This is a genomic window from Mesorhizobium kamtschaticum, assembly GCF_056174585.1.
Genome location: NZ_CM149691.1, coordinates 1 through 22551 on the forward strand (window position 1 = coordinate 1; position 22551 = coordinate 22551).

Sequence of the window (22551 nt, forward strand, 5' to 3'; positions counted from 1 at the left end):
ATGCAGAGCGGCATCGAAAGGGAGCTTACGGGCGACCTCCCATTTCCTGGAACTTTGATCGGAGCAAACGAGATGGCGGTCTCCAGCGACGCGGAACAGAAGTTCGACCGGGTCAAGACCCAGTTGAAGGCGCGTCTGGGGGCTGAAGTCTATTCGAGCTGGTTCGGCCGTATGAAGGTCGCGGAGGCGTCCAAGGGCATTGTCCGCATCTCGGTGCCCACCGCGTTCCTGCGCTCGTGGATCAACGGCCACTATCTCGACCTCATCTCCGAGCTGTGGAAGCAGGAGGATGCCGATCTCCTCAAGATCGAGATCGTGGTGCGCACGGCCACCCGTCAGGGGCGCAGCCATGTCGAACCGGAACTGGCGCCGGCGCGCAAGATGACACGACAGACGCAGACGGCGCTGGCCGCCGGCACTGTGAGCCCCGGCAGGGTGGAACGGCCTCCCGTGCCGCGCCCGGGTGCTGCGGTCGAGACAGAGTTCCGCCACAACGTGCTGGGATCCCCGCTTGATCCGCGCTACACGTTCGGCTCCTTCATCGAAGGCCCGTCGAACCGAGTGGCCTTCGCCGCCGCCAAGGCCGTGGCGGAATCGCAGTCGAGCGCCGTGCGCTTCAATCCGCTTTTCCTGCACGCGACCGTCGGGCTCGGCAAGACCCACCTGCTGCAGGCCATCGCGGCGGAATCGCTGAAGCAGAACCCGAAATCCCGCGTCGTCTATCTCACCGCGGAGTATTTCATGTGGCGCTTCGCCACCGCGATCCGCGACAACAATGCGCTGACGCTCAAGGAGCAGCTGCGCGACATCGACCTCTTGATCATCGACGACATGCAGTTCCTGCAGGGCAAGTCGATCCAGCATGAATTCTGCCACTTGATCAACATGCTGCTTGACAGCGCCAAGCAGGTCGTTGTCGCCGCCGATCGGCCGCCGTCGGAGCTGGAGTCGCTCGAACCGCGCGTCCGCTCGCGCCTCAATGGCGGCGTCGCGCTTGAAATGTCGGCGCCTGATTTCGTGATGCGCCTCGGCATGCTCAAACTGCGCCTGGCCACGGCCAGGGTCGACGACGCATCGCTCGATATTTCCGACGAAATCCTCAATCACGTCGCCCGCACCGTGACCGGCAGCGGACGCGAACTGGAAGGCGCGTTCAATCAGCTGCTGTTTCGCCAGTCGTTCGAGCCGCAGATCACCATCGACCGCATCGACGAGATCCTCGGCCACATCTATCGAACCGGCGAGCCGAAGCGGGTCCGCATCGAGGATATCCAGCGTATAGTGGCGCGCCACTACAACGTGTCGAAGACTGAATTGCTGTCCAACCGGCGCACGCGCACGATCGTCAAGCCACGGCAGGTCGCCATGTACCTGTCCAAGGTGATGACGCCGCGCTCCCTGCCCGAAATCGGACGGCGCTTCGGCGGCCGCGATCACACCACGGTGCTGCACGCGGTGCGCAAGATCGAGGACCTTTCCGGCAACGACAACACGCTGGCACAGGAACTCGAGCTGCTGCGACGGTTGATCAACGACCAGGCCTGACCGGTCCGGAACAGGCAAGCCAGAACCGCGCTGGAATTCAATGGCTTGCCTACCTGGCCGCGCCCCCGAAATAGGCTCGCGGCATCGGCCGGCGGCGATCTGGATTCGGGATTCAGCACACTGGCCGGCAGTCATCTAGGCCTTTATCCCCAGAAAGCCCGCGCAGCCGGCCCGAACCGGCGGCGCGGGCTTGCGTTTGCTGGCTTTTTCCTGTCAGTTTACGCAGATTCTGAGCCTGTTCAGACCTTTCGCGGGGCGCCGCCAGCCGGAGACCCGCTCATCCTTTCAAGCGAGCCTGTTTCGTCATGCGTGTTATCCTGGAACGGTCAAATCTCCTGAAGTCGCTCAACCACGTCCACCGAGTGGTCGAACGGCGCAACACCATACCGATCCTGTCCAATGTGCTGCTCAGCGCCGAGGGCGCCAGCCTCGAAATGAAGGCCACCGACCTCGACCTGGAAGTGACGGAAGCGACGCCCGCCAAGGTGGAGCGCGGCGGGGCGACGACGGTTCCGGCGCATCTGCTCTACGACATCGTGCGCAAACTCGCGGACGGCGCCGAGGTGATGCTGAAGACGGACGAGGACGGCAACGCCATGACGGTGACGTCGGGCCGCTCGAGCTTCCGGCTGCAGTGCCTGCCGCAATCCGACTTTCCCGAACTTTCGGCCGGATCCTTCTCGCATATCTTCCGGCTCGACTCGATTGCCCTGAGGGGGCTGATCGAGAAGACGCAGTTCGCCATTTCCACCGAAGAGACGCGCTATTATCTCAACGGCATCTACCTGCACACGCATGAGGTCGGCGGCAAGCTGAAGCTGCGCTCGGTGGCCACCGACGGCCACCGCCTGGCGCGCGCCGAAATCGATGCGCCGGCGGGGTCCGAGGGCATGCCGGGCATCATCATTCCGCGCAAGACGGTGAGCGAGCTGCAGAAGCTGGTCGACGACCCTGATGTCGCCGTGACCACCGAGCTGTCGGACACCAAGATCCGTTTCACCATCGGCAGCGTGGTCCTGACCTCGAAGCTGATCGACGGCACCTTCCCCGATTATCAGCGGGTCATTCCGACCGGCAACGACAAGAAGCTGATCATCGACCGCCAGAGCTTTGCCGCCGCCGTCGATCGCGTCTCGACCATTTCCTCCGAACGCGGCCGCGCGGTGAAGCTTTCGATCAGCGAAGGCCAGGTGACGCTTGCGGTCAACAACCCGGATTCGGGCAGCGCCACCGAGGAACTGGCGGCCGACTATTCGTCCGACCCGATCGAGATCGGCTTCAACGCCAAATATCTGCTCGATGTCGCCGCGCAGTTGACCGGCACGGAAGCCAAATTCATGCTGGCCGATGCCGGTTCGCCGACCCTGATCCACGACATGGCCGACGAGACCGCGCTTTACGTGCTGATGCCGATGCGGGTATAGCCGGCACGGCTCATCGATCCGGCTCTGCGACGGGACCGGCAGCGGAAACAATGGCGACTTCTACAGGCGGATAGCGGTTGCCGGCACAGACTCATATAAGTAAGCTTACACTTACTAATTTCCGCAACTATGCGACGCTGACGATCGATCTCGCACCGGGCGCCGTGGTGTTTTCCGGCGACAATGGCGCCGGCAAGACCAACCTCCTCGAAGCAATTTCCTTGCTGACGCCCGGGCGCGGCCTGCGCCGTGCGCCTTACGCCGATGTCGCACGCGAAGGCGGCGACGGCGGGTTTGCCCTGCACGCCCGGCTCGACGGGCCCGACGGCCAGATCGAGATCGGCACGGGCATTTCGGTTGGCGAGGGCGAAGGCGGCAGGCGGGTTCGTATCAATGGCGCGACGGCCCGATCGGCCGAAGACATGCTGGAGTGGCTGCGCGTGGTGTGGCTGACGCCGGCCATGGATGCGCTGTTCACCGGACCGGCCGCGGATCGCCGGCGCTTTCTCGACCGGCTGGTGCTGGCGATCGATCCCGGCCACGGCCAGCGGGCGCTCGATTACGAGAAGGCGATGCGCGGCCGTAATCGTCTGCTTACCGAGGGATCGCGGGATGACCGCTGGTTCGAGGCGATCGAGACACAGATGGCCGAAACCGGCGTCGCCATCGCGGCGGCGCGCGCCGAACTGGTGCGCCTGCTCGCCGCCATGATCGACAGGCTGCCCGACACGGGGCCGTTCCCGCAGGCCGATATCAGCCTTTCAGGCGACTTGGAAACCGCGGTCTCCACCACGCCAGCGGTCGATGTCGAGGAGCGGTTCCGCCAGGCACTTGCCGGTGGCCGCGATCGTGATCGTGCCGCGGGACGAACGCTCGAAGGCCCGCACCGCTCCGACCTCCTGGTGCGGCACCGGCCCAAGGCAATGCCGGCCGAGCTCTGTTCGACCGGAGAGCAGAAGGCATTGCTGGTCGGCATCGTCTTGTCGCACGCCCGGCTGACCGGCGAAATGTCCGGCATGACGCCAATCCTGCTGCTCGACGAGATCGCCGCCCATCTCGACGGCGGACGGCGCGCGGCGCTGTTTTCAATCCTGGAGGAATTGAACTGCCAGGCCTTCATGACGGGAACCGATGCCGCGCTGTTTTCCAGCCTCAAGGGGCGTGCACAATTCCTGACCGTCGACCACGGCACGGTTGGGCCAACCGAAGACGCCTGACAAGGTTTTTCAGCCGCTATATGGTCCTGATATGACCACCGTACTCACCGCTGACGAGATCGAACGCTATGCCCGCCACATCGTGCTGCCCGAGGTCGGCGGCACGGGCCAGCAGAAGCTCAAGCAAGCGCGGGTCCTGGTGATCGGCGCCGGCGGACTGGGCGCGCCGGTGCTGGAATATCTTGCGGCGGCCGGCGTCGGCACGCTTGGCATCGTCGACGACGACACCGTGTCGCTCTCCAATTTGCAACGCCAGGTCATCCACGGCACCGATACGGTCGGCATGCTGAAAACCCTCAGCGCCAAGGCGGCAATCGCCCGCATCAATCCCAACACCACGGTCGAGACACACACAGTCCGGCTGGGCGCGGACAACGCCCCTGCCCTGATCGCCGGCTATGACATCACCGTCGACGGTTCCGACAATTTCGAGACCCGTTATGCGGTGGCCGACGCCTGCGCGAATGAGCGCAAACCGCTAGTGCACGCCGCCGTCGGCCGCTTTGACGGTTCGGTGACGGTGCTGAAGCCTTTCGAGGACGGCAAGGATGGCAAGCCGAACCCTGGCTATCGCGATCTCTTTCCCGAAGCCCCACCACCGGGCCTGGTGCCGTCCTGCGTCGAGGCCGGCGTGCTTGGCGCGCTGACCGGCGTCGTCGGCACGCTGCAGGCGATGGAGGCGATCAAGCTGATCACCGGCATCGGCGAGCCGCTGGTCGGCCGGCTGCTGCTCTACGATGCGCTCTCCGCGCGCTTCGAAACGATCCGCTACGCCAGGCGCTGATCTTGGAGCGGACCATGCCGCTCTCCATCATCCGCATCCCGGCCGCTTTCGGCCGCTGGGATGAGGTGCTTGCCCTGATCATGCGTGCTTTCGCCTTCATGGACGGCGTCATCGACCCGCCGTCCTCCGCTCATCTGCTCACCGTCGACACACTGCGCGACAAGGCCGGGCGGGAGAGCGGCTTCGTCGCCCTCGACGGCGACAGGATCGTCGGCTGCGTCTTTGCTCTTGAAAGGGCCGACGATCTTTATGTCGGCAAGCTCGCCGTCGCGCCGGATCGTCAGGGGCAAGGCATCGGCCGGCGGCTGATGCGGGCGGTAGAAGGTCTCGCGCTCGACCTCGGCAAGGCGGCGCTGGAGCTTCAGACGCGGATTGAGCTCACCGCCAATCATGCCGCCTTTGCCCGCCTCGGCTTTCACGAAACCGACCGGACGGCGCATGAGGGCTACGCCAGGCCGACCTCGATCACCATGCGCAAGCTCTTTCGTAAGCTTTGGCTTACATCTAAGCGAGATCGTCAGGTTCTGAGCGGCAGCACTCGGTCCGGGGGACGGTGACCGTCAACGAATGCCCGGATGTTGATGATGACCTTCTCGCCCATGTCGATGCGGCCCTCGAGCGTCGCCGAGCCCATATGCGGCAAGAGCACGACCTTGTGCCTGGCGGCGAGCTTGAGCAGCTTGGCATTGAGCGCCGGCTCATGCTCGTAGACGTCGAGGCCGGCGCCGGCGATCTTGCCGTCCTGGATCAGCTTGACCAGCGCTTCCTCGTCGATGATGTCGCCACGCGCGGTGTTGACGACGTAGGCAGTCGGCTGAAGCAGCGCCAGCCGCCGCGCCGACAAGAGATGGAAGGTCGCGGGCGTCGACGGACAATTGACCGAGATGATGTCCATGCGGGCCAGCATCTGGTCGAGGCTCTCCCAATAGGTCGCCTCCAGCCCGTCCTCGACCGCCGGCAGCACGCGATGGCGGTTGTGGTAGTGGATGGAAAGGCCGAAGGCCTTGGCGCGCCGGGCAACGGCGGTGCCGATGCGGCCCATGCCGACAATGCCGAGCCGCTTGCCCCAGATGCGCCGGCCAAGCATCCAGGTCGGCGACCAGCCGGCCCACTTCTTGTCGCCGGTGAGCACGTTGGCGCCTTCCGCCAGCCGGCGCGGCACAGCCAGCATCAGCGCCATGGTCATGTCGGCGGTGTCTTCGGTCAGCACATTGGGCGTGTTGGTGACGGTGATGCCCTTCTTGGCCGCTGCCGCCACGTCGATCTTGTCGACGCCATTGCCGAAATTGGCGATCAGCTTGAGGTTGTCGCCGGCCTGGGCGATCAGCGCCGCGTCGATCTGGTCGGTCACTGTCGGCACCAGCACGTCGGCCTCCTTGACCGCGGCGACCAGTTCCGGCTGCGTCATCGGCCGGTCCTCGACATTCAGCCTGGCGTCGAACAGCTCGCGCATGCGGGTCTCGACCGGGTCGGGCAGCTTTCGCGTGATGACCACGAGAGGCTTCTTTTGCCTACCATTGTTTCCCTCGTTGAGACCTCTTTAACCAAGACCGGCGAAACTGAAAGCCGGTCGCGGTAGCCGATTTACCCATGTAACAAGCGGTGCCGCCGAAGACAAAGAAAAAGGGGCGCCGAGGCCGAGAGGCAAGCGCCGAAAGGAACGAAAGTGTCTGGTTTCGCGTCGCTTCGCCTGACCCTCAGCGCAGCATTTCTCGGCGCTCTCCTCTATTCCCCGCTGGCCGCGGCACAGAGCGCGGCCGCACCCGCCCAGAGCGCCGTCACGCTCGGGCCGAGCGGCCTGCCGCTGCCGCGATTCGTCAGCCTGAAATCCGGCCGCGTCAACTCGCGCGTCGGCCCGGGCGCCAATTATTCGGTCGACTGGATGTATATGAAGGCCGGCCTGCCGATGGAGATCATCCAGGAATTCGACACGTGGCGCCGCGTGCGCGATGCCGACGGTTCGGAAGGCTGGATCAACCAGTCGCTGCTGTCGGGCCGGCGCACCGCGATCATCGCGCCATGGCAGCGCGGCAAGGGCGCCCAGATCAATATGCTCAGAAGCCCCGACAAGGATGCCAGCGTGGTGGCGATCGTCGAGCCGGGCGTCATGGGCACTATCAAGTCCTGCGACGGCCAATGGTGCGAAATGACGCTTGACGGCCACACCGGCTGGCTCGCCCAGGCGGCGGTCTGGGTGCCTATCCCGGCGAGCGAGTCAAGGACTGAGGTCGTTACGCTTACGCCCGATTCGGCCGAGATGGGTGTCCTGAAAACCGGTTGGCAGCTTCAGGCCGTAGCCCAGCGCACGGTCGATGGCGATGTGGGCGATCCAGATCAGCGCGACCGCGATTGCCGCCGCATGGCCGGTCAGGTACCCGACGAGCAGCAGCAGCACCGGTGGTATCAGGACGTGCAGGGCGTTGTAAGCGATGGCACCGATGCGCGGCCCGCCGAGGTAGCCAAACATCGACAGGTCCGGCGCCAGGACGAGCACTGCGAAGAGCCACCAGGAAACGCCTGACCAAGCGTAGAAGACAACAGCGGCGACCGCCACGGCAGCCCATTCGAGCCTGATTATCAGGTCGAGGGGTTTCATTTCTGGCCGATTATTCTGACCCTGCCGGTCGTTCCTGGCGCTTCGGCCTCAGCCTCACCACGATGTCGACATTGGCGATTTCCATGCCCTCGGGCGGCTCCGGCAGGTTGGTGACCGTCACCGGGCCGTTGGCGATGTCGAAAATCCGGTTTTCGCCTTCAATGTAGAAATGGTGGTGGTCGGAGGTGTTGGTGTCGAAATAAGTCTTGGCACCCTCGACGGCGAGGATGCGCAGCAGCCCCGCCTGGGTGAACTGGTGGAGCGCGTTGTAGACAGTGGCCAGCGACACCGGCACGCCGGCGGCCAGCGCCTCCTCGTGCAGTTCCTCGGCCGACAAATGGCGGTCGCCTTTGGCAAAAAGCAGGTCGGCCAGCGCGATGCGCTGCCGCGTCGGCCTCAGGCCGGCTTCACGTACCCGCTTGTCCACAGCGACATTTTCCTTCCGGCAGCCCCGGTCTATCTGGTCTTCCAAGCTCACAGTCCCGCTTCAAGACACGCCCAGAATGGCAAAAAAATGAATGTCTGCCGAAACCGAACCCCTGTTGACATATATTCTGTCGTCCGAATGCGATCAATAGCGCGCATTGACCCGGACAGACTGGCGGGTTAAGCGCAAACGCCGGTTTCCGGCCTGAAACAGATTGTGTTAGGACACCAACGACAAGGGCGCGCTACCGCCCGGACGATATGGGGACGAGATTGATGGCGGGTAAATCCAGCTACGACTACGAAGAATTGCTGGCCTGCGCCCGCGGCGAGCTGTTCGGAGAGGGCAATGCCCAGCTGCCCTACCCGCCCATGCTGATGTTCGACCGCATCACCGAGATCAGCGAGACCGGCGGCGCCTTCGACAAGGGCTTCATCCGCGCGGAATTCGACATCAAGCCGGACCTGTGGTTCTTTGCCTGCCATTTCATCGGCAATCCGATCATGCCAGGATGCCTCGGTCTGGACGCCTTGTGGCAGTTGACCGGCTTCTACCTCGGCTGGCTCGGCGAACCCGGCAAGGGAATGGCGTTGTCGACCGGTGAGGTCAGGTTCAAGGGCATGGTCACACCATCGGTCAAGAAGGTCGAGTATGGCGTGGATTTCAAGCGCGTGATGCGCGGCCGGCTGGTTCTGGGCATCGCCGATGGCTGGATGAAGGCGGATGGCGAGCCCATATATGCGGCGACGGACCTGAAGGTCGGTCTGTCCAAGCAGTCGGCGGTCGCTTGACCGCAGTCCTGGCCGACCCACTGGCCAGCATCCCTGGAAGGAGTTGCGAATGAGACGTGTCGTAGTCACAGGCCTCGGCATCGTGTCGTCGATCGGCAACAATGCCAACGAGGTGCAGACCTCGCTGCATGACGCCAGATCCGGCATCAGCTTTTCCGATTCCTTCGCCGAGCACGGCTTCCGTTGCCAGGTCTGGGGCGCTCCGACGCTCGACCCGTCCGCCATGATCGATCGCCGCGCGATGCGCTTCCTGAGCCAGGGTGCTGCCTGGAACCATGTCGCCATGGATCAGGCGATCGCCGATGCGGGCCTCGGTGAAAGCGACATCACCAATGAGCGCACCGGCATCGTCATGGGTTCGGGTGGCCCCTCCACCCGCACCATCGTCGAGGCGGCCGAAACGACGCTGAAGAACAGCAGCCCCAAGCGTATCGGCCCCTTTGCCGTGCCGAAGGCGATGTCGTCGACCGCGTCGGCAACGCTGGCCACATGGTTCAAGATCCACGGCGTCAACTATTCGATCTCGTCGGCCTGCTCGACCTCGGCGCATTGTATCGGCAACGCCTATGAGCTCATCCAGTGGGGCAAGCAGGATGTAATGTTTGCCGGCGGCCACGAAGATCTCGACTGGACGATGTCGGACCTGTTCGACGCCATGGGCGCCATGTCGTCGAAGTTCAACGACCGGGCTTCCGCCGCCTCCCGCGCCTATGACGCCAATCGCGACGGCTTCGTCATTGCTGGCGGCGCGGGCGTGCTCATCCTGGAGGAACTTGAACACGCCAAGGCGCGCGGCGCCAAGATCTACGCCGAGATCGTCGGCTACGGCGCGACCTCGGACGGCTACGACATGGTCGCGCCTTCCGGCGAAGGCGCGGTCCGCTGCATGCGCCAGGCGCTGGCGACGGTCTCCACGCCGGTCGACTACATCAACACCCACGGCACCTCGACGCCAGTGGGGGATTCCAAGGAAATGGGCGCCATCCGCGAGGTGTTCGGCGAGAAGATGCCGTTCATCACCTCGACGAAATCGCTGACCGGCCATTCGCTGGGCGCGGCCGGCGTGCAGGAATCGATCTATTCGATCCTGATGATGCAAGGTGGCTTCATCGGCGAAAGCGCCCATATCGAGACCCTCGACCCCGAATTCGAGGGCATGCCGATCGTGCGCAAGCGCATCGACAACGCCAAGATCGACACCGTCCTGTCAAATTCCTTCGGTTTCGGTGGCACCAACGCAACGCTCGTTTTCCAGCGCTATTCCGCATAAGGCCTGCGTTTTTTCTAAAAGGATTTGCCAGCCATGGACGGACTGATGAAGGGCAAGCGCGGGCTTGTCATGGGTGTCGCCAACGATCATTCGATCGCCTGGGGCATCGCCCAGAAATTGTCCGAACATGGGGCGGAGCTCGCCTTCACCTACCAGGGCGAGGCCTTCGGCCGCCGGGTCAAGCCGCTCGCCGACAAGCTCGGCGCCTCGCTGGTCGTGCCCTGCGATGTCGAGGACAGCGCTTCGGTCGCCGCCACATTCGAGACGCTTGGCAACGCCTGGGGCGGACTGGACTTCGTCGTCCATGCCATCGGGTTTTCCGACAAGAATGAGTTGAAGGGCCTTTACGCCGACACCAGCCGGGACAATTTCGTCCGCACCATGGTGATCTCCTGCTACTCCTTCACCGAAGTGGCCCGCAACGCGGCGGCACTGATGACGCAGGGCAGCTCGATGATCACGCTGACCTATGCCGGTTCAGTCCGCGTCATGCCGAACTACAATGTCATGGGCGTCGCCAAGGCTGGCCTCGAGGCCAGCGTGCGCTACCTTGCCAACGACTACGGTCCGCGCGGCATCCGGGTGAACGGCATCTCGGCAGGCCCGGTGCGCACGCTCGCCGGCGCCGGCATTTCGGACGCCCGCCACATGTTCTCCTACCAGCAGCGCAACTCGCCGCTGCGCCGTACCGTCACCATCGACGAGGTCGGCGGCTCGGCGCTTTATTTGCTGTCCGACCTCGCCTCCGGCGTCACCGGCGAAATCCACTATGTCGATTCCGGCTATCACATCGTCTCGATGCCGACGCTCGATGAGTTGAAGCAGACGGATGGCTAACCGGCCCTGAAACGGGTCAAGGCGACACGCTTTGGGCAACCGTTTCGGAGAAATGGCCCATTTCCAGTAAAAAAATAGTCTTCTCCAGTAAAATTGGATGCATTCGCGGAAACTCATTTTAAGAAGATTTCCGCTATAAGTCCCGCAATCTGGGGACCTTTGAATGTCTGCCGTCAGCAACCCGAAGCGAACACCGGTGTTCCGACTGCTCACGATAGCGAGCTCGGGCATTGGCAGTTTCATCCTCGGCATCTGGGGCCTGAAGCTTGGCCTCGGTGGTGGTTTTGCCGGCATATCAGCGGACATGATGGTCGCCATCATGGCTGCGCTTTGCGCGCTGGCGGCGTCGGTGGCGGCAATGTCCTTCTTCGCCGGCGTCGATGAATCGGCGGATTTCGTCTTCAACGAAACCCATTTCGACAAGCTGACCGGACTGCTGGCGCGCCCGGCAATGGTCGGCAAGATCGCCGAGGCTGCGTGCGCGACAAGCCGAACCGGGGAACCGATGTTCCTGATCGACATCGACATCGACCGTTTCAAGCACATCAACGACGCGATCGGCTACAGCCAGGGTGATGAGCTGATCCGCGCCTTCACCTCGCGGCTGCAGGGCTGTGTGCCCGCACGCGCCCTGATCGGGCGCATCGGCGCCGGCGAGTTCGCCGTGCTGCTTCCGGATCATCAGATCCAGGGAACGCTGGAAAGCATGGTCGAAAGGCTCATCGACGAGATGATGGAGCCCTATGAACTCAGCAGCCATCAGCAATCGGTGGGTCTGTCGGTGGGTATCGTCGCCATGCCCAAGGATGGCGTCGATCCGGTCCTTATCCTGCGCCGCTCCAACCTGGCGCTGCAGAATGCGCGCGCCAGCGGCATCGGCAACTGGTCGGTGTTCGACAGCGAGATGGGGCGTGTCGCCGATTATCGCCAATGGGTCGAATCCGAACTGCACACCGCTTTCGAACGCGGAGACTTCGACCTGCACTATCAGCCGCAGCTCGACCTGCCGACCGGCCGTATCATCGGCTACGAGGCACTGATCCGCTGGAACCATCCCGAACGCGGCATGATCCCGCCCATGGAGTTCATCCAGATCGCCGAGGAAACCGGGATGATCAACCCGATCGGCGAATGGGTTCTGCGCAAGGCCTGCAGCGATGCCCGCCATTTGCCGGAAGACTGTTTCGTCGCCGTCAACATCTCGCCGGTTCAGTTCATGACCAAGGATTTCGTCGGCATCGTGCGCGACACAATGCGGGCCACCGGCATCAAGCCGTCGCGGCTGGAGCTGGAAGTCACCGAGACGGCGATGATGCAGGACCGCGACCGCGCGGCCGCTATCCTGAAAGAGCTTGCCGACATGGGCATCTCCGTTGCCGTCGACGATTTCGGCACCGGCTATTCCAACCTGAGCTACCTGATCGATTTTTCGTTCGGCAAGCTCAAGATCGACCGCTCCTTCGTCAGCCGCATCGATACCGATTCCAGCTCCGGCGCCGTCGTGTCGACCATTGTCGGGCTTTCGCGTGCGCTCGGCGTCAGCATCATTGCCGAAGGCGTCGAGACCGAGAACCAGGCGACTTTGCTGCGCGCCGCTGGCTGCGAGGTGGTGCAGGGCTACCTGTTCGGCCGTCCGGCACCGCTCAAGTTCAGCGCTGGCGACGGATATGCCACCGACGAGGTCAGACGCGTCGCCAATCTGCACTGAACGATACGCATCGTTTCACCGCCGCGCAGAAAACACCTTGAACATACCGTCGCGGGCGAGTTCCGCATGGCTGGCAAAGGCGGCCGACAGCACGGGCTCGTAGGGAAGCTGGCGGTTGGCAACCATGAACAGCCTGCCACCGGGCTTCAACGCCTTGGCTGCCGCGCGGATCATGCCGGCGCCGATCTCCGGCTCCGCCGCACGGCTGCGATGAAAGGGCGGGTTCATGGCGATGACGTCGTAGCGGCGCTCGACCGGCTCGGCGAGCAGATCCGTCCAGAAGAAGCCTTGCGCCACGCTGTTGGCGAGGTTGCCCTTGGCCGCCTCCAGCGCATCGAAATCGGCCTCGTAGAGATCGAGGGCCGACAGGCCTGACCAACGGGCGACCATCTCAGCCGCCACATAACCCCAGCCGGCGCAGAAATCGGCCGCGCTGCCGCGCAGGTCACCGGGCAGGTTGTCGACCAGAAGCTTCGAACCGGCATCGACGCGATCGAAGGAGAACATGCCAGGTGCGGTGTGGAACCGGCCCTCTACCAGTTGCGCCGGGTTGGCGGCGCGAAGTGCCGCGGCAGCTTGCATATCCACCGGGCGCCGCAGCCAGAAGGCGATGCCATGATATTTCGGCATATGGCCGTCGAGCGGCACCAGCTCGTCGACGCGCCTGCGCAGACTGGCAATGCCATCGTCCTTGCCGCCGGCAATGACAATCAATCCGCCCGGCGCCACGCGCTCGAGGGCGTCGGCAATGCGCAGCTCGTTCTGGCCACGATGACGGCCGGCAAACACAAGCGCCATATCAAAGCTGCCGCCTTCCGCTTGCGGCGTGACGGCGGCACCAGATGCCTGCAGCGCGCGAAAGTGCGGCCGGAAGCCCTGTACGAGGTGGAGCTCGGCCTCGAAGCCTTCTGGCAGGCGAAAGCCCGGTTCGGCGCCGAGGAAAAGGATGCGCTCGCCCTTTCGCGGCAAGGCAAGAGCCTCGGCCTCGAACGGATGGAAAAGCGTCTTCAGCGCCTCAGCGGACATTCCCTCTACCTTCCAAACGAAAACGGGCGCGACCTAAGCCGCGCCCGCTCCGATTTCCTGTCAGACCGCTCAGGCGGCGTTTTCTTCGCCTTCGGTCTTCTTGTCGCGAGCGAGTTCCTTGCCGGTGGCCTGGTCGACGACCTTCATCGACAGGCGGACCTTGCCGCGCTCGTCGAAGCCCATCAGCTTGACCCAGACCTTGTCGCCTTCCTTGACAACGTCGGAGGTCTTGGCGACCCGGTCGTTGGCAAGCTGCGAGATGTGGACGAGGCCGTCACGCGGACCGAAGAAGTTGACGAAGGCGCCGAAGTCGGCGGTCTTGACGACCGTGCCTTCGTAGATTTCGCCGACTTCCGGCTCGGCAACGATGGTGTGGATCCACTTCTTCGCCGCCTCGATCTCCTTGGCGTTCGAGGAAGCGATCTTGACCGTGCCGTCGTCTTCGATGTTGATCTTGGCGCCGGTCTTCTCGACGATCTCGCGGATGACCTTGCCGCCCGAACCAATGACGTCGCGGATCTTGTCGGTCGGAATGTGCATGACCTCGATGCGCGGCGCGAACTCACCGAGTTCGGGGCGGGCGCCGGTCAGGGCATGCGCCATTTCACCGAGGATATGGAGACGACCGTCCTTGGCCTGGCCAAGCGCGATCTTCATGATCTCTTCGGTGATGCCATCGATCTTGATGTCCATCTGCAGCGAGGTGATGCCACCTTCGGTGCCCGCGACCTTGAAGTCCATGTCGCCGAGGTGATCCTCGTCGCCAAGGATGTCGGAGAGCACGGCGAAGCGCTCGCCTTCCTTGATCAGGCCCATGGCAATACCGGCAACGGGCTTCGCCAGCGGCACGCCGGCATCCATCAGCGCCAGCGAAGTGCCGCAAACCGTGGCCATCGACGACGAACCGTTGGACTCGGTGATCTCCGAGACAACGCGCAGCGTGTAGGGGAACTGGTCAGCGCTCGGCAGCATCGGACGGATAGCGCGCCAGGCGAGCTTGCCGTGGCCGATTTCGCGGCGACCCGGCGAACCCATGCGGCCGGTCTCACCGACGGAGTAGGGAGGGAAGTTGTAGTGAAGGAGGAACTTCTCCTTGTACATGCCGGTCAGCGAATCGACATACTGCTCGTCTTCGCCGGTACCGAGCGTGGCAACGACCAGCGCCTGGGTCTCGCCGCGGGTGAACAGCGCCGAACCATGGGTGCGCGGCAAAACGCCGACTTCGGAGACGATCTTGCGAACCGTGCTCAGGTCGCGACCATCGATGCGCGAGCCGGTGTCGAGAATGTTCCAGCGCACGACCTTGGCCTGCAGTTCCTTGAACACGGAGCCAATCTGTTCGGATGTGTACTTGGCGTCTTCGCCTTCGGCCGGAGCAAACGCGGCCTTGACCTTCGCCTTGACAGCGTCGACGGCGGCGTAGCGCTTCTGCTTGTCGACGTTCTTGTAGGCAGCGCTGAGTTCGTCGCCGACGATCTTCAGCATCTCGGCTTCAAGCGCGGAATAGTCCGGCGCGGTGAAGTCGCGCGGCTCCTTGGCGGCAACCTCGGCCAGCTTGATGATGGCGTCGATCACCGGCTGGAAGCCCCTGTGGCCGAACATGACGGCGCCGAGCATCAGCTCTTCGCCAAGTTCCTTGGCTTCGGACTCGACCATCAGCACGGCGTCGGCGGTGCCGGCGACGACGAGGTCGAGCTTGGATTCCTGCATCTCGTCGACATGCGGGTTGAGCACGTATTCGCCGTTGATGTAGCCGACGCGCGCGCCGCCGATCGGGCCCATGAAGGGAACGCCCGACAGGGTCAAAGCGGCCGAGGTGGCGACGATCGACAGGATGTCCGGGTCATTTTCGAGATCATGCTGGACGACGGTGACGACGATCTGGGTGTCGTTCTTGTAGCCAGCGGCGAAGAGCGGACGGATCGGGCGGTCGATGAGACGGGAAACCAGCGTTTCCTTTTCGCTCGGACGGCCTTCGCGCTTGAAATAGCCGCCCGGGATCTTGCCGGCGGCATAGGTCTTTTCCTGGTAGTTGACGGTCAGCGGAAAGAAATCGAGGCCGGGCTTGGGCTCCTTCATCGAAACGACGGTGGCCAGAACCTTGGTCTCGCCGTAGGTGGCGAGCACCGCGCCGTCAGCCTGACGCGCGATCTTGCCGGTTTCGAGGATGAGCGGGCGACCGCCCCATTCGATTTCCACTTTGTGCTGATTGAACATGTCTTGTCCTTAATAAGCGGAAAGGGCCGCGCCGTTTCACGGTGCGCGGATGCCCTTTCCCTGGCTTCCTTTCTCGGGCAGCCACGGGCAAGACAACGGGAAGCTCGGGTAAATTTCGGCGCGGGCTAAGCGCACGAGCGTCCTGCAATCCTGCCCCATGACCGTCCATGGGCGGTTTCGAGTGGCCCTCTGCGCGCTCGAAACCGGGTCTGGCCAATCTATTCGACTGGCAGAATGCGCGACCGGCGGGCTCTCCGAAGAAAGCCCGCCGGTCAATTCGTCAACGGCGCAGACCGAGCTTCTCGATCAACGTCTGGTAGCGCGCGTCATCCTTGCGCTTGAGGTAATCAAGCAGGCTGCGGCGCTGGGAGACGAGAGCGAGCAGACCACGGCGGGAATGGTTATCCTTCTTGTGGTCCTTGAAGTGGTCGGTCAGGTTCTTGATGCGCTCGGAAAGGATGGCCACCTGGACTTCCGGAGACCCGGTATCGCCCTTGGCGGTTGCGAATTCACCCATCAATTCCTGTTTGCGCTCGGCAGTAATCGACATCGTGTTTTTCCTTATCTGTTTGAGGAAACGGGTCGCCCTCAGCCGGGATGTCGTCCAGCAGGGGCCGGTGCAAGCAAAAGCGTCTTGGCGCTATGCTGCGGCGCATATAGTGCAATTCCCGGCAAAACACCAGCCCAATTCACCAAGCCGGCTTTTCACGCCAAAACGGCAAGTTTTTCGCCTTTAAAGCCACTTCTTCCGTTTGAAGAAGACGATCAGCCCGACAGCAACGGCCAGCATGAACAGCAGCGAAGCCGGATAGCCATAATAGGCCTTCAGTTCCGGCATATTCCACGGCGAACTCTCGGGGTCGAAATTCATGCCCCATACACCAACCAGGAAGGTGAGCGGCATGAAGATCACCGAGACGATGGTCAGGTAGGAGATGACGTCGTTGGTGCGCGCCTGGCTCAGCGACAGATGCATTTCGATCAGGCCGGTCAGCATGTCGCGCTGGTTCTCGACCAGTTCGATCAGCCGCAGGGCATGGTCGAGCGTGTCGTTGAAGAAAATCTTGGTCTCGGCCTTCACATAGGGCACGTCGTTGCGGATCAGCGTCGCCAGCGCATCGCGCATCGGCCACAGCACGCCCTTGAGCACATTGGCGTCGCGCCGCAATTCGTGCAGCTGCCGCATCTGATGCTTGTGCGTTGTGTTCAGCATCTGGTCTTCGATTCCGTCGACCATGTCGCTCGCCGTCTCGATCGGCGGAAAATAGCTGTCGACGATGGCATCGATCAGCGCATAGGCAAGATAGTCGGCACCGCGCGAACGCAACCGGTTGGGCAGCGAGGCGGCAATGCGCTTGCGCACGGGATCGAAGGGATCGCCTTCGCGCTCCTGGAAGGTGACGACGAAATTCTTGCCGAAGAACACCGCGATCTGCTCATAGCGATGCACCTTGACGTCGTCGATCATACGCATGACGACGAAGGCGTGGTCCTCGAAGAAATCGACCTTCGGCCGCTGGCCGGTGTTGACGACATCTTCCAGCGCCAGCGGATGCAGGCTGAAGATCCGGCCGATCTCCTCGATCAGCTGGATGTTGGCGAGGCCCGTGCAATCCAGCCAGACGACCGGCCAGCTGTCGCAATGGGTGTTGAGATCATCGATGCTGGCATTGTCGATGGTCTCGAATTTTTCGGGCGAGATCAGCGTCAGCCTGAGCTCGGAGCGGCGCGCCGCCGGGTCGGCGATCAGCGTGCCCGGCGAAGCGCCGACCGGTGGCCGCCGCGTTTTCACCGGCGCCCGCTTCTTGACTGCCTCGGCCTTTGCCATGTGTCCCTCGAGCGTAGAGTCGACGTGAAGTTAGCCGAGAGCTGTCAGCCGGCAAAGACCCGCTTGGGCTTGAACATGCCTTGCTCGATCGCGCCGATGGCAACCAGCTTGCCGCGTGCCGTCGCGCAGGCTTCTTCCGCCTCGACAGGCGCATCGCGTCCACGAATGATGACCGGGTTGCCAAGCCGGATCTTTGTCGCCGCATCGTCGCTGATGGCGATCTGCGGCAGGCAGTCGAGAGCTGCTGAGGTATCGACAAGAAGCGCGTCGATGGCGCCGAAGTCCACCGGCACTTCAATTGCATCAGCATCGTCGGCAGACTCAGGCTTGTCCTCGCCTTGCACGCCGAAGCGAGCCGCCTCGAGTTCGGCGATGGTGACGAAATCCTCCGGCGTGAACGGCTCGACCTCGACCCGGCGCAGGTTGGAAATATGGCCGAAGCAGCCGAGGTCGCGACCCATGTCGCGGGCCAGCGAGCGCACATAGGTGCCCTTGCCGCATTCGACCTCGAAAACGGTGTCGTCGGCGTGGTGCTCGATGACATCCAAACGCCCGATCTCGATCTCGCGCGCGGGAATGTCGACCGTCTCGCCTTCGCGGGCGAGGTCATAGGCGCGTTCGCCCGCGATCTTGATGGCCGAGAATTGCGGCGGCGTCTGCATGATGACGCCGGTGTATTTCGGCAGCAGCGCCTTGATCTCGGCTTCCGCCGGACGCAGATCGGAACTCTTCGTCACCGGCCCTTCAAGATCATCGGTGGAGCGCTCCTGGCCCCAGGCAACGGTGAAGCGATAGATCTTGGCGCCGTCCTGCACGTAAGGCACGGTCTTGGTCGCTTCACCGAGCGCGATAGGCAGCATGCCGGACGCCAGCGGATCGAGCGTGCCGGCATGGCCGGCCTTTTCCGCCTGGAACAGCCATTTGATCTTGGACACGGCCTCGGTCGAGCCCATGCCGACCGGCTTGTCCAGCACCACCCAGCCCGAGATCGGCCGGCCCTTTTTTCTTGCCGCGACGCCCCATTATTCGCTGTCCTTGATATCTTTGGCCTTGTCGTCTTTGGCCTGGTCGTCGTCGTTTTGCCCCTCGGCACCCAGATCACGCGCCACCTCGGGCGACTTCAGGAGATCGTTGATCCTGGCGAAATTGTCGAAGGATGTGTCGAGCTTGAAGCGGAACTCCGGCATGAACTTCATCTGCCGCAGTGCGCCCGAGACACGGCCACGGACGAATTTCGCATGCTTGTTCAACGCCTCGACCACTGCGTCGGTATCCTTGGCGCCAAGCGGCGAGACGAATGCGGTAGCGACCCTCAGATCGGTGGACATACGCACTTCCGACACCGAAATGACGGTGTTCTCGATCAGCGGATCGATGATCTCACTGCGCTGCAAGGTTTCGGAGAGCGCATGGCGCACCTGTTCGGCAACGCGCAGCATACGCTGGGACGGGCTGGATGTGGTTGGACGGGGCATTTTTCTCAATCCTGAAAGCGTGAGGCGCGGGATAGGACCGTGCCGCATGTCTCATATGTCAACGCACCGGCCCGAAATCGAATTCGGTTTCGAAAAGCACGATGCGTAATTTCACAATAAACTCCAGGCGGCGGTCATTCGACCACCGCCTGGCATGGACAAGTCACGCGAACTCAAAGCGTCCGGGTCACCATCTCGACGCGGAAGCACTCGATGACGTCGCCGACGCGCATGTCCTCGTAGTTCTGGAAGGCCATGCCGCACTCCTGGCCGCCGGGGACTTCCGAAACCTCGTCCTTGAAGCGCTTGAGCGTCTTCAACGTGCCTTCGTGGATGACGACGTTGTCGCGGATCAGGCGCACGCCCGCGCCACGCTCGACCTTGCCTTCGGTGACACGGCAGCCGGCGATCTTGCCGACCTTGGTGATGTCGAAGATCTCGAGGATCTCGGCATTGCCGATGAAGGTCTCGCGACGCTCCGGCGACAGCAGGCCCGACAGAGCCGCCTTCACATCATCCACAAGATTGTAGATGATCGAGTAATAGCGGATTTCGATGCCCGCGGCCGCAGCTGCGGCACGTGCCTGCACGTTGGCACGGACGTTGAAGCCGATGATCGCCGCACCCGAAGTCTCCGCCAGGGACACATCGCTTTCGGTGATGGCACCGGCACCGGCATGGACGATGCGCGCACGCACCTCGTCGGTGCCGAGCTTGTCCAACGCGGCGTTGATGGCTTCGATCGAACCCTGCACGTCGCCCTTGATGACCAGCGGGAATTCCTTCAGCCCGCTCGTCTGCAGCTGCGACATCATCTGTTCGAGCGAGCCGCGCTGGCCGGCATGCTTGGCCACCGCCTTCTCACGCGCCAGACGCTGGCGATACTCGGTGATCTCGCGGGCGCGGGCCTCGTTGTTGACCACGGCGAAGCGGTCACCGGCCTGCGGGGTTCCCTGAAGGCCGAGCACCTCGACCGGCATCGCCGGCGGCGCTTCCTTGATCTGTTCGCCGCGATCGTTGACCAGCGCACGCACGCGGCCCCATTCGTTACCGGCAACGAGGATGTCGCCGGGCATCAAGGTACCGGTCTGCACCAGCACTGTGGCGACGGGGCCACGGCCCTTGTCGAGCTGCGCCTCGATGACGACGCCCTCTGCGGTACGGTCCGGATTGGCCTTCAGGTCGAGGATTTCGGCCTGCAGCAGGATCGCCTCGAGCAGCTTGTCGAGATTGGTGCCCTTGGTCGCCGACACCTCGACGTCCAGCACTTCGCCGCCCATGGATTCGACGAAGACCTCATGACGCAGCAGCTCGGAGCGTACTTTCTGCGGATCGGCATCATGCTTGTCGATCTTGTTGATCGCCACGATGATCGGAACGCCGGCCGCCTTGGCGTGGCTGATCGATTCGATCGTCTGCGGCATGACGCTGTCGTCGGCCGCCACCACCAGGATGGCGATGTCGGTGGCCTGGGCGCCACGGGCGCGCATCGCCGTGAAGGCGGCGTGGCCGGGCGTGTCGATGAAGGTGATCTTGTGACCATTCTTCTCGACCTGATAGGCGCCGATATGCTGGGTGATGCCGCCGGCTTCACCGGAGACGACATTGGCATTGCGGATCGCGTCGAGCAGCGAGGTCTTGCCGTGATCGACATGGCCCATGATGGTCACGACAGGCGGACGCGACACCAGGTCCTCGCTATTGTCGGCGATGTTGAACAGGCCTTCCTCGATGTCGGACTCGGCAACGCGGCGGACCGTATGGCCGAATTCGGTGGCGACCAGCTCGGCCGTGTCGGCGTCGATGACGTCGCCCGGCTTCAGGATCTGGCCCTGCTTCATGAAGTACTTCACCAGATCGACCGCACGCTCGGACATGCGCTGCGCCAGTTCCTGGATGGTGATGGTCTCCGGCAGGATCACTTCGCGCATGACTTTCTCGCGCGGCTCATTGTGCATCGCGCGTTTGAATTTTTCCTGGCGACGACGCATCGACGACAGCGAACGGGCCCGCGCATCCTCGTCGGATAGCGCGGAATTCAGCGTCAGCTTGCCACGACGGCGGTCTTCCTCGCTCTTGGTCGGCTTGGCCGGACGCGCCACTTCGGGCGTGACCAGACGGCGCACTGGCGCACCGGCTACAGCCCGCTTCGGCTTGACCTCTTCCTCGTCATCGGCGGTTGCCAATTCAGCGGCTTGCGGCGCGCGGCGGCGCGCCTCTTCCTCGGCGCGGCGGCGGGATTCGGCCTCGGTCTGCAACCGTGCCTCTTCCTCGGCCTGGCGGCGCGCGGAGTCCTCGCGTTCACGCTTGCGGCGCTCTTCGTCATCGGCGCGGCGCTTGGCGTCTTCGGCGGCGCGCTGGCGGTCTTCGACCTCGCGGACCTTCGACCCCTCAAGCGCCCTGCGGCGCGCTTCCATTTCGCTGCGCGACAATTCGTTCAGCACCATACCGCCGCGTTCGACCGGAGCTGGTGCTGGCCGCGGCGGAGGAGGAGGTGGCGCCTTTGGCGCTTCCTGCACGACAGGCGCGGCCACAACCACCGGCTTCGGTGTGAAGACGGGAGCCGCGACCGGCTCCGGCTTGTCGCCGGGCATCGAAAATTTGCGCTTCTTGGTTTCGACGACGACCTGCTTGGTGCGGCCGTGCGAGAAGTTCTGACGCACTGTGCCCTGCTCCATGCCGGGGCGCTTCAGCGTCAAGGTCTTCTTCGGCGTCACACTCAGCGTATTGTCGTCGCCCGATTTCGTATCGCTCATTCCATATCCTCTGCGGGCTCATCTTCGTCAGCAACGGCCGCAAGCATTGCCAGATCGTCCGGGGTACCGCCCCGATATCGGTCGAGCGCAACCATGCGCTTCTGGACCGCCTTACCCGCGTCTCCCGCGAGGACGGCAGCATGTATCACATTTGTGCCCCCCAATGCCAAGCTCAACTCGGCCTCGGAGAAAAGTTTGTAGGCAAGGATGGAAGGGCCGCCGAGATGGACGGTCGCCCGTCGCGCCTGGCTGATCTTGCGCACGCCGTCGTCGGACGCTTCGGTTGCGTGGAGCACGAAAAGCGCCAGCCCGCCGCGCACCGCGCTCTCTACCTTGGTAGCACCAAGAGAAATCGCGCCTGCCTTGCGGGCGAGACCCAGCATGCCCAGAGCGGATCTGGAAAGCAGCCCATCGACCATGCCGCCAAGATCGGGCGGCACGACCACCTGTGCCTTGAAGGCGCGGGCAAAAAGGTTCTTGGCCGCCGCCTTGTCGATATGTAGGCGGTCGGCGCTCACCCAGCAACCACGGCCGGGCAGATTTCTCTTGAGATCAGGAACGACGGCCGAATCCGGGCCGACGACGAACCGGATCAGATCATCCGGTTCGGCCTGCTTGCGGGTGACGATGCAGGTGCGATCGTTCATCTC

At 63.4% G+C, this 22551-nt stretch carries 20 protein-coding genes and 1 pseudogene; 10 read left to right on the forward strand and 11 right to left on the reverse strand.

Translation table 11 applies throughout. The features are described 5' to 3' along the window. The 5 genes from dnaA (at position 1) to AC0V7N_RS00025 (ending at position 5527) form a co-directional block, all read left to right on the forward strand. Positions 1-1545: a chromosomal replication initiator protein DnaA gene (dnaA, locus tag AC0V7N_RS00005; RefSeq protein WP_496627632.1), complete on the forward strand. Its 1545-nt coding sequence runs from the start codon at positions 1-3 to the stop codon at positions 1543-1545. Between the two features lie 305 nt (positions 1546-1850). After that, a complete protein-coding gene (gene dnaN, locus AC0V7N_RS00010) occupies positions 1851-2969 on the forward strand; it encodes a DNA polymerase III subunit beta (RefSeq protein ID WP_475453621.1) in 1119 nt (372 codons plus the stop codon). Between the two features lie 77 nt (positions 2970-3046). After that, positions 3047-4186, forward strand: coding sequence for a DNA replication/repair protein RecF (gene recF, locus AC0V7N_RS00015; protein WP_475453623.1), 1140 nt, complete (start codon positions 3047-3049; stop codon positions 4184-4186). A gap of 31 nt (positions 4187-4217) precedes the next feature. Then, the gene (locus AC0V7N_RS00020) at positions 4218-4970 is read left to right on the forward strand and encodes a molybdopterin-synthase adenylyltransferase MoeB (protein WP_475453625.1); all 753 of its coding nucleotides are present in this window, start codon (positions 4218-4220) and stop codon (positions 4968-4970) included. Positions 4971-4984: 14 nt separating this feature from the next. Next, positions 4985-5527: a GNAT family N-acetyltransferase gene (locus AC0V7N_RS00025; RefSeq protein ID WP_496627633.1), complete on the forward strand. Its 543-nt coding sequence runs from the start codon at positions 4985-4987 to the stop codon at positions 5525-5527. On the opposite strand, the gene AC0V7N_RS00030 is transcribed toward AC0V7N_RS00025, so the two are convergent. Continuing rightward, on the reverse strand, positions 5488-6465 hold the full coding sequence (locus AC0V7N_RS00030) for an NAD(P)-dependent oxidoreductase (RefSeq protein ID WP_496627634.1): 978 nt from the start codon (positions 6463-6465) through the stop codon (positions 5488-5490). The two genes, AC0V7N_RS00025 and AC0V7N_RS00030, sit on opposite strands and share 40 nt — an antisense overlap. A gap of 171 nt (positions 6466-6636) precedes the next feature. Here AC0V7N_RS00030 and AC0V7N_RS00035 point away from each other — a divergent pair. Continuing rightward, positions 6637-7196, forward strand: a pseudogene (locus tag AC0V7N_RS00035) (SH3 domain-containing protein). Here the strand turns inward: AC0V7N_RS00035 and AC0V7N_RS00040 are convergent. Both AC0V7N_RS00040 and irrA read right to left on the reverse strand, forming a co-directional pair. Then, positions 7186-7566, reverse strand: coding sequence for a DUF4260 domain-containing protein (locus AC0V7N_RS00040; RefSeq protein ID WP_475453631.1), 381 nt, complete (start codon positions 7564-7566; stop codon positions 7186-7188). The pseudogene AC0V7N_RS00035 and the gene AC0V7N_RS00040 sit on opposite strands and share 11 nt — an antisense overlap. A gap of 10 nt (positions 7567-7576) precedes the next feature. Next, positions 7577-8026: an iron response transcriptional regulator IrrA gene (gene irrA, locus AC0V7N_RS00045; protein ID WP_475460675.1), complete on the reverse strand. Its 450-nt coding sequence runs from the start codon at positions 8024-8026 to the stop codon at positions 7577-7579. 242 nt (positions 8027-8268) lie between these two features. On the opposite strand from irrA, the gene fabA reads away from it, so the two are divergent. From fabA to AC0V7N_RS00065, 4 genes are all read left to right on the forward strand, one after another. Beyond that, positions 8269-8784 (forward strand): 3-hydroxyacyl-[acyl-carrier-protein] dehydratase FabA, encoded by a 516-nt coding sequence (gene fabA, locus AC0V7N_RS00050; RefSeq protein WP_475453632.1) that lies wholly within the window; start codon positions 8269-8271, stop codon positions 8782-8784. A 49-nt stretch (positions 8785-8833) separates the two neighbouring features. After that, a complete protein-coding gene (gene fabB, locus AC0V7N_RS00055) occupies positions 8834-10054 on the forward strand; it encodes a beta-ketoacyl-ACP synthase I (protein ID WP_475453634.1) in 1221 nt (406 codons plus the stop codon). Positions 10055-10087: 33 nt separating this feature from the next. After that, on the forward strand, positions 10088-10891 hold the full coding sequence (fabI, locus tag AC0V7N_RS00060; RefSeq protein WP_475453636.1) for an enoyl-ACP reductase FabI: 804 nt from the start codon (positions 10088-10090) through the stop codon (positions 10889-10891). Positions 10892-11054: 163 nt separating this feature from the next. Further along, on the forward strand, positions 11055-12599 hold the full coding sequence (locus tag AC0V7N_RS00065; RefSeq protein WP_475453638.1) for a putative bifunctional diguanylate cyclase/phosphodiesterase: 1545 nt from the start codon (positions 11055-11057) through the stop codon (positions 12597-12599). A gap of 15 nt (positions 12600-12614) precedes the next feature. Here the strand turns inward: AC0V7N_RS00065 and AC0V7N_RS00070 are convergent, their stop codons facing one another. The 8 genes from AC0V7N_RS00070 to AC0V7N_RS00105 form a co-directional block, all read right to left on the reverse strand. Next, positions 12615-13625: a class I SAM-dependent methyltransferase gene (locus AC0V7N_RS00070; protein ID WP_475453640.1), complete on the reverse strand. Its 1011-nt coding sequence runs from the start codon at positions 13623-13625 to the stop codon at positions 12615-12617. A 69-nt stretch (positions 13626-13694) separates the two neighbouring features. Further along, positions 13695-15842, reverse strand: a complete 2148-nt coding sequence (gene pnp, locus AC0V7N_RS00075; protein ID WP_172219814.1) for a polyribonucleotide nucleotidyltransferase — start codon at positions 15840-15842, stop codon at positions 13695-13697. Between the two features lie 280 nt (positions 15843-16122). Beyond that, entirely contained in the window at positions 16123-16392 is a 270-nt protein-coding gene (gene rpsO, locus AC0V7N_RS00080; RefSeq protein ID WP_006202929.1) for a 30S ribosomal protein S15, read from the reverse strand. A 183-nt stretch (positions 16393-16575) separates the two neighbouring features. Beyond that, positions 16576-17670, reverse strand: coding sequence for a magnesium/cobalt transporter CorA (gene corA, locus AC0V7N_RS00085; protein WP_475453644.1), 1095 nt, complete (start codon positions 17668-17670; stop codon positions 16576-16578). 44 nt (positions 17671-17714) lie between these two features. Continuing rightward, positions 17715-18644, reverse strand: coding sequence for a tRNA pseudouridine(55) synthase TruB (gene truB, locus AC0V7N_RS00090; RefSeq protein WP_496627635.1), 930 nt, complete (start codon positions 18642-18644; stop codon positions 17715-17717). A gap of 48 nt (positions 18645-18692) precedes the next feature. Next, positions 18693-19145, reverse strand: a complete 453-nt coding sequence (gene rbfA / locus AC0V7N_RS00095; protein ID WP_475453648.1) for a 30S ribosome-binding factor RbfA — start codon at positions 19143-19145, stop codon at positions 18693-18695. Positions 19146-19318: 173 nt separating this feature from the next. Further along, a complete protein-coding gene (infB, locus tag AC0V7N_RS00100; protein ID WP_475453650.1) occupies positions 19319-21901 on the reverse strand; it encodes a translation initiation factor IF-2 in 2583 nt (860 codons plus the stop codon). After that, positions 21898-22548, reverse strand: coding sequence for an RNA-binding protein (locus AC0V7N_RS00105; protein WP_475453652.1), 651 nt, complete (start codon positions 22546-22548; stop codon positions 21898-21900). The genes infB and AC0V7N_RS00105 overlap by 4 nt, the downstream gene beginning before the upstream one ends. Positions 22549-22551 lie beyond the last annotated feature (3 nt).

What these genes read in the sequence shown, in the direction of transcription:
- dnaA (WP_496627632.1), top strand. Translation starts at nt 1, where the DNA reads ATGCAGAGCGGCATCGAAAGGGAGCTTACGGGCGACCTCCCATTTCCT.
- infB (WP_475453650.1), bottom strand. Translation starts at nt 21,901, where the DNA reads ATGAGCGATACGAAATCGGGCGACGACAATACGCTGAGTGTGACGCCG.
- pnp (WP_172219814.1), bottom strand. Translation starts at nt 15,842, where the DNA reads ATGTTCAATCAGCACAAAGTGGAAATCGAATGGGGCGGTCGCCCGCTC.
- AC0V7N_RS00105 (WP_475453652.1), bottom strand. Translation starts at nt 22,548, where the DNA reads ATGAACGATCGCACCTGCATCGTCACCCGCAAGCAGGCCGAACCGGAT.
- dnaN (WP_475453621.1), top strand. Translation starts at nt 1,851, where the DNA reads ATGCGTGTTATCCTGGAACGGTCAAATCTCCTGAAGTCGCTCAACCAC.
- corA (WP_475453644.1), bottom strand. Translation starts at nt 17,670, where the DNA reads ATGGCAAAGGCCGAGGCAGTCAAGAAGCGGGCGCCGGTGAAAACGCGG.
- fabA (WP_475453632.1), top strand. Translation starts at nt 8,269, where the DNA reads ATGGCGGGTAAATCCAGCTACGACTACGAAGAATTGCTGGCCTGCGCC.
- fabI (WP_475453636.1), top strand. Translation starts at nt 10,088, where the DNA reads ATGGACGGACTGATGAAGGGCAAGCGCGGGCTTGTCATGGGTGTCGCC.
- AC0V7N_RS00065 (WP_475453638.1), top strand. Translation starts at nt 11,055, where the DNA reads ATGTCTGCCGTCAGCAACCCGAAGCGAACACCGGTGTTCCGACTGCTC.
- rbfA (WP_475453648.1), bottom strand. Translation starts at nt 19,145, where the DNA reads ATGCCCCGTCCAACCACATCCAGCCCGTCCCAGCGTATGCTGCGCGTT.
- AC0V7N_RS00040 (WP_475453631.1), bottom strand. Translation starts at nt 7,566, where the DNA reads ATGAAACCCCTCGACCTGATAATCAGGCTCGAATGGGCTGCCGTGGCG.
- rpsO (WP_006202929.1), bottom strand. Translation starts at nt 16,392, where the DNA reads ATGTCGATTACTGCCGAGCGCAAACAGGAATTGATGGGTGAATTCGCA.
- AC0V7N_RS00025 (WP_496627633.1), top strand. Translation starts at nt 4,985, where the DNA reads ATGCCGCTCTCCATCATCCGCATCCCGGCCGCTTTCGGCCGCTGGGAT.
- fabB (WP_475453634.1), top strand. Translation starts at nt 8,834, where the DNA reads ATGAGACGTGTCGTAGTCACAGGCCTCGGCATCGTGTCGTCGATCGGC.
- AC0V7N_RS00020 (WP_475453625.1), top strand. Translation starts at nt 4,218, where the DNA reads ATGACCACCGTACTCACCGCTGACGAGATCGAACGCTATGCCCGCCAC.
- AC0V7N_RS00070 (WP_475453640.1), bottom strand. Translation starts at nt 13,625, where the DNA reads ATGTCCGCTGAGGCGCTGAAGACGCTTTTCCATCCGTTCGAGGCCGAG.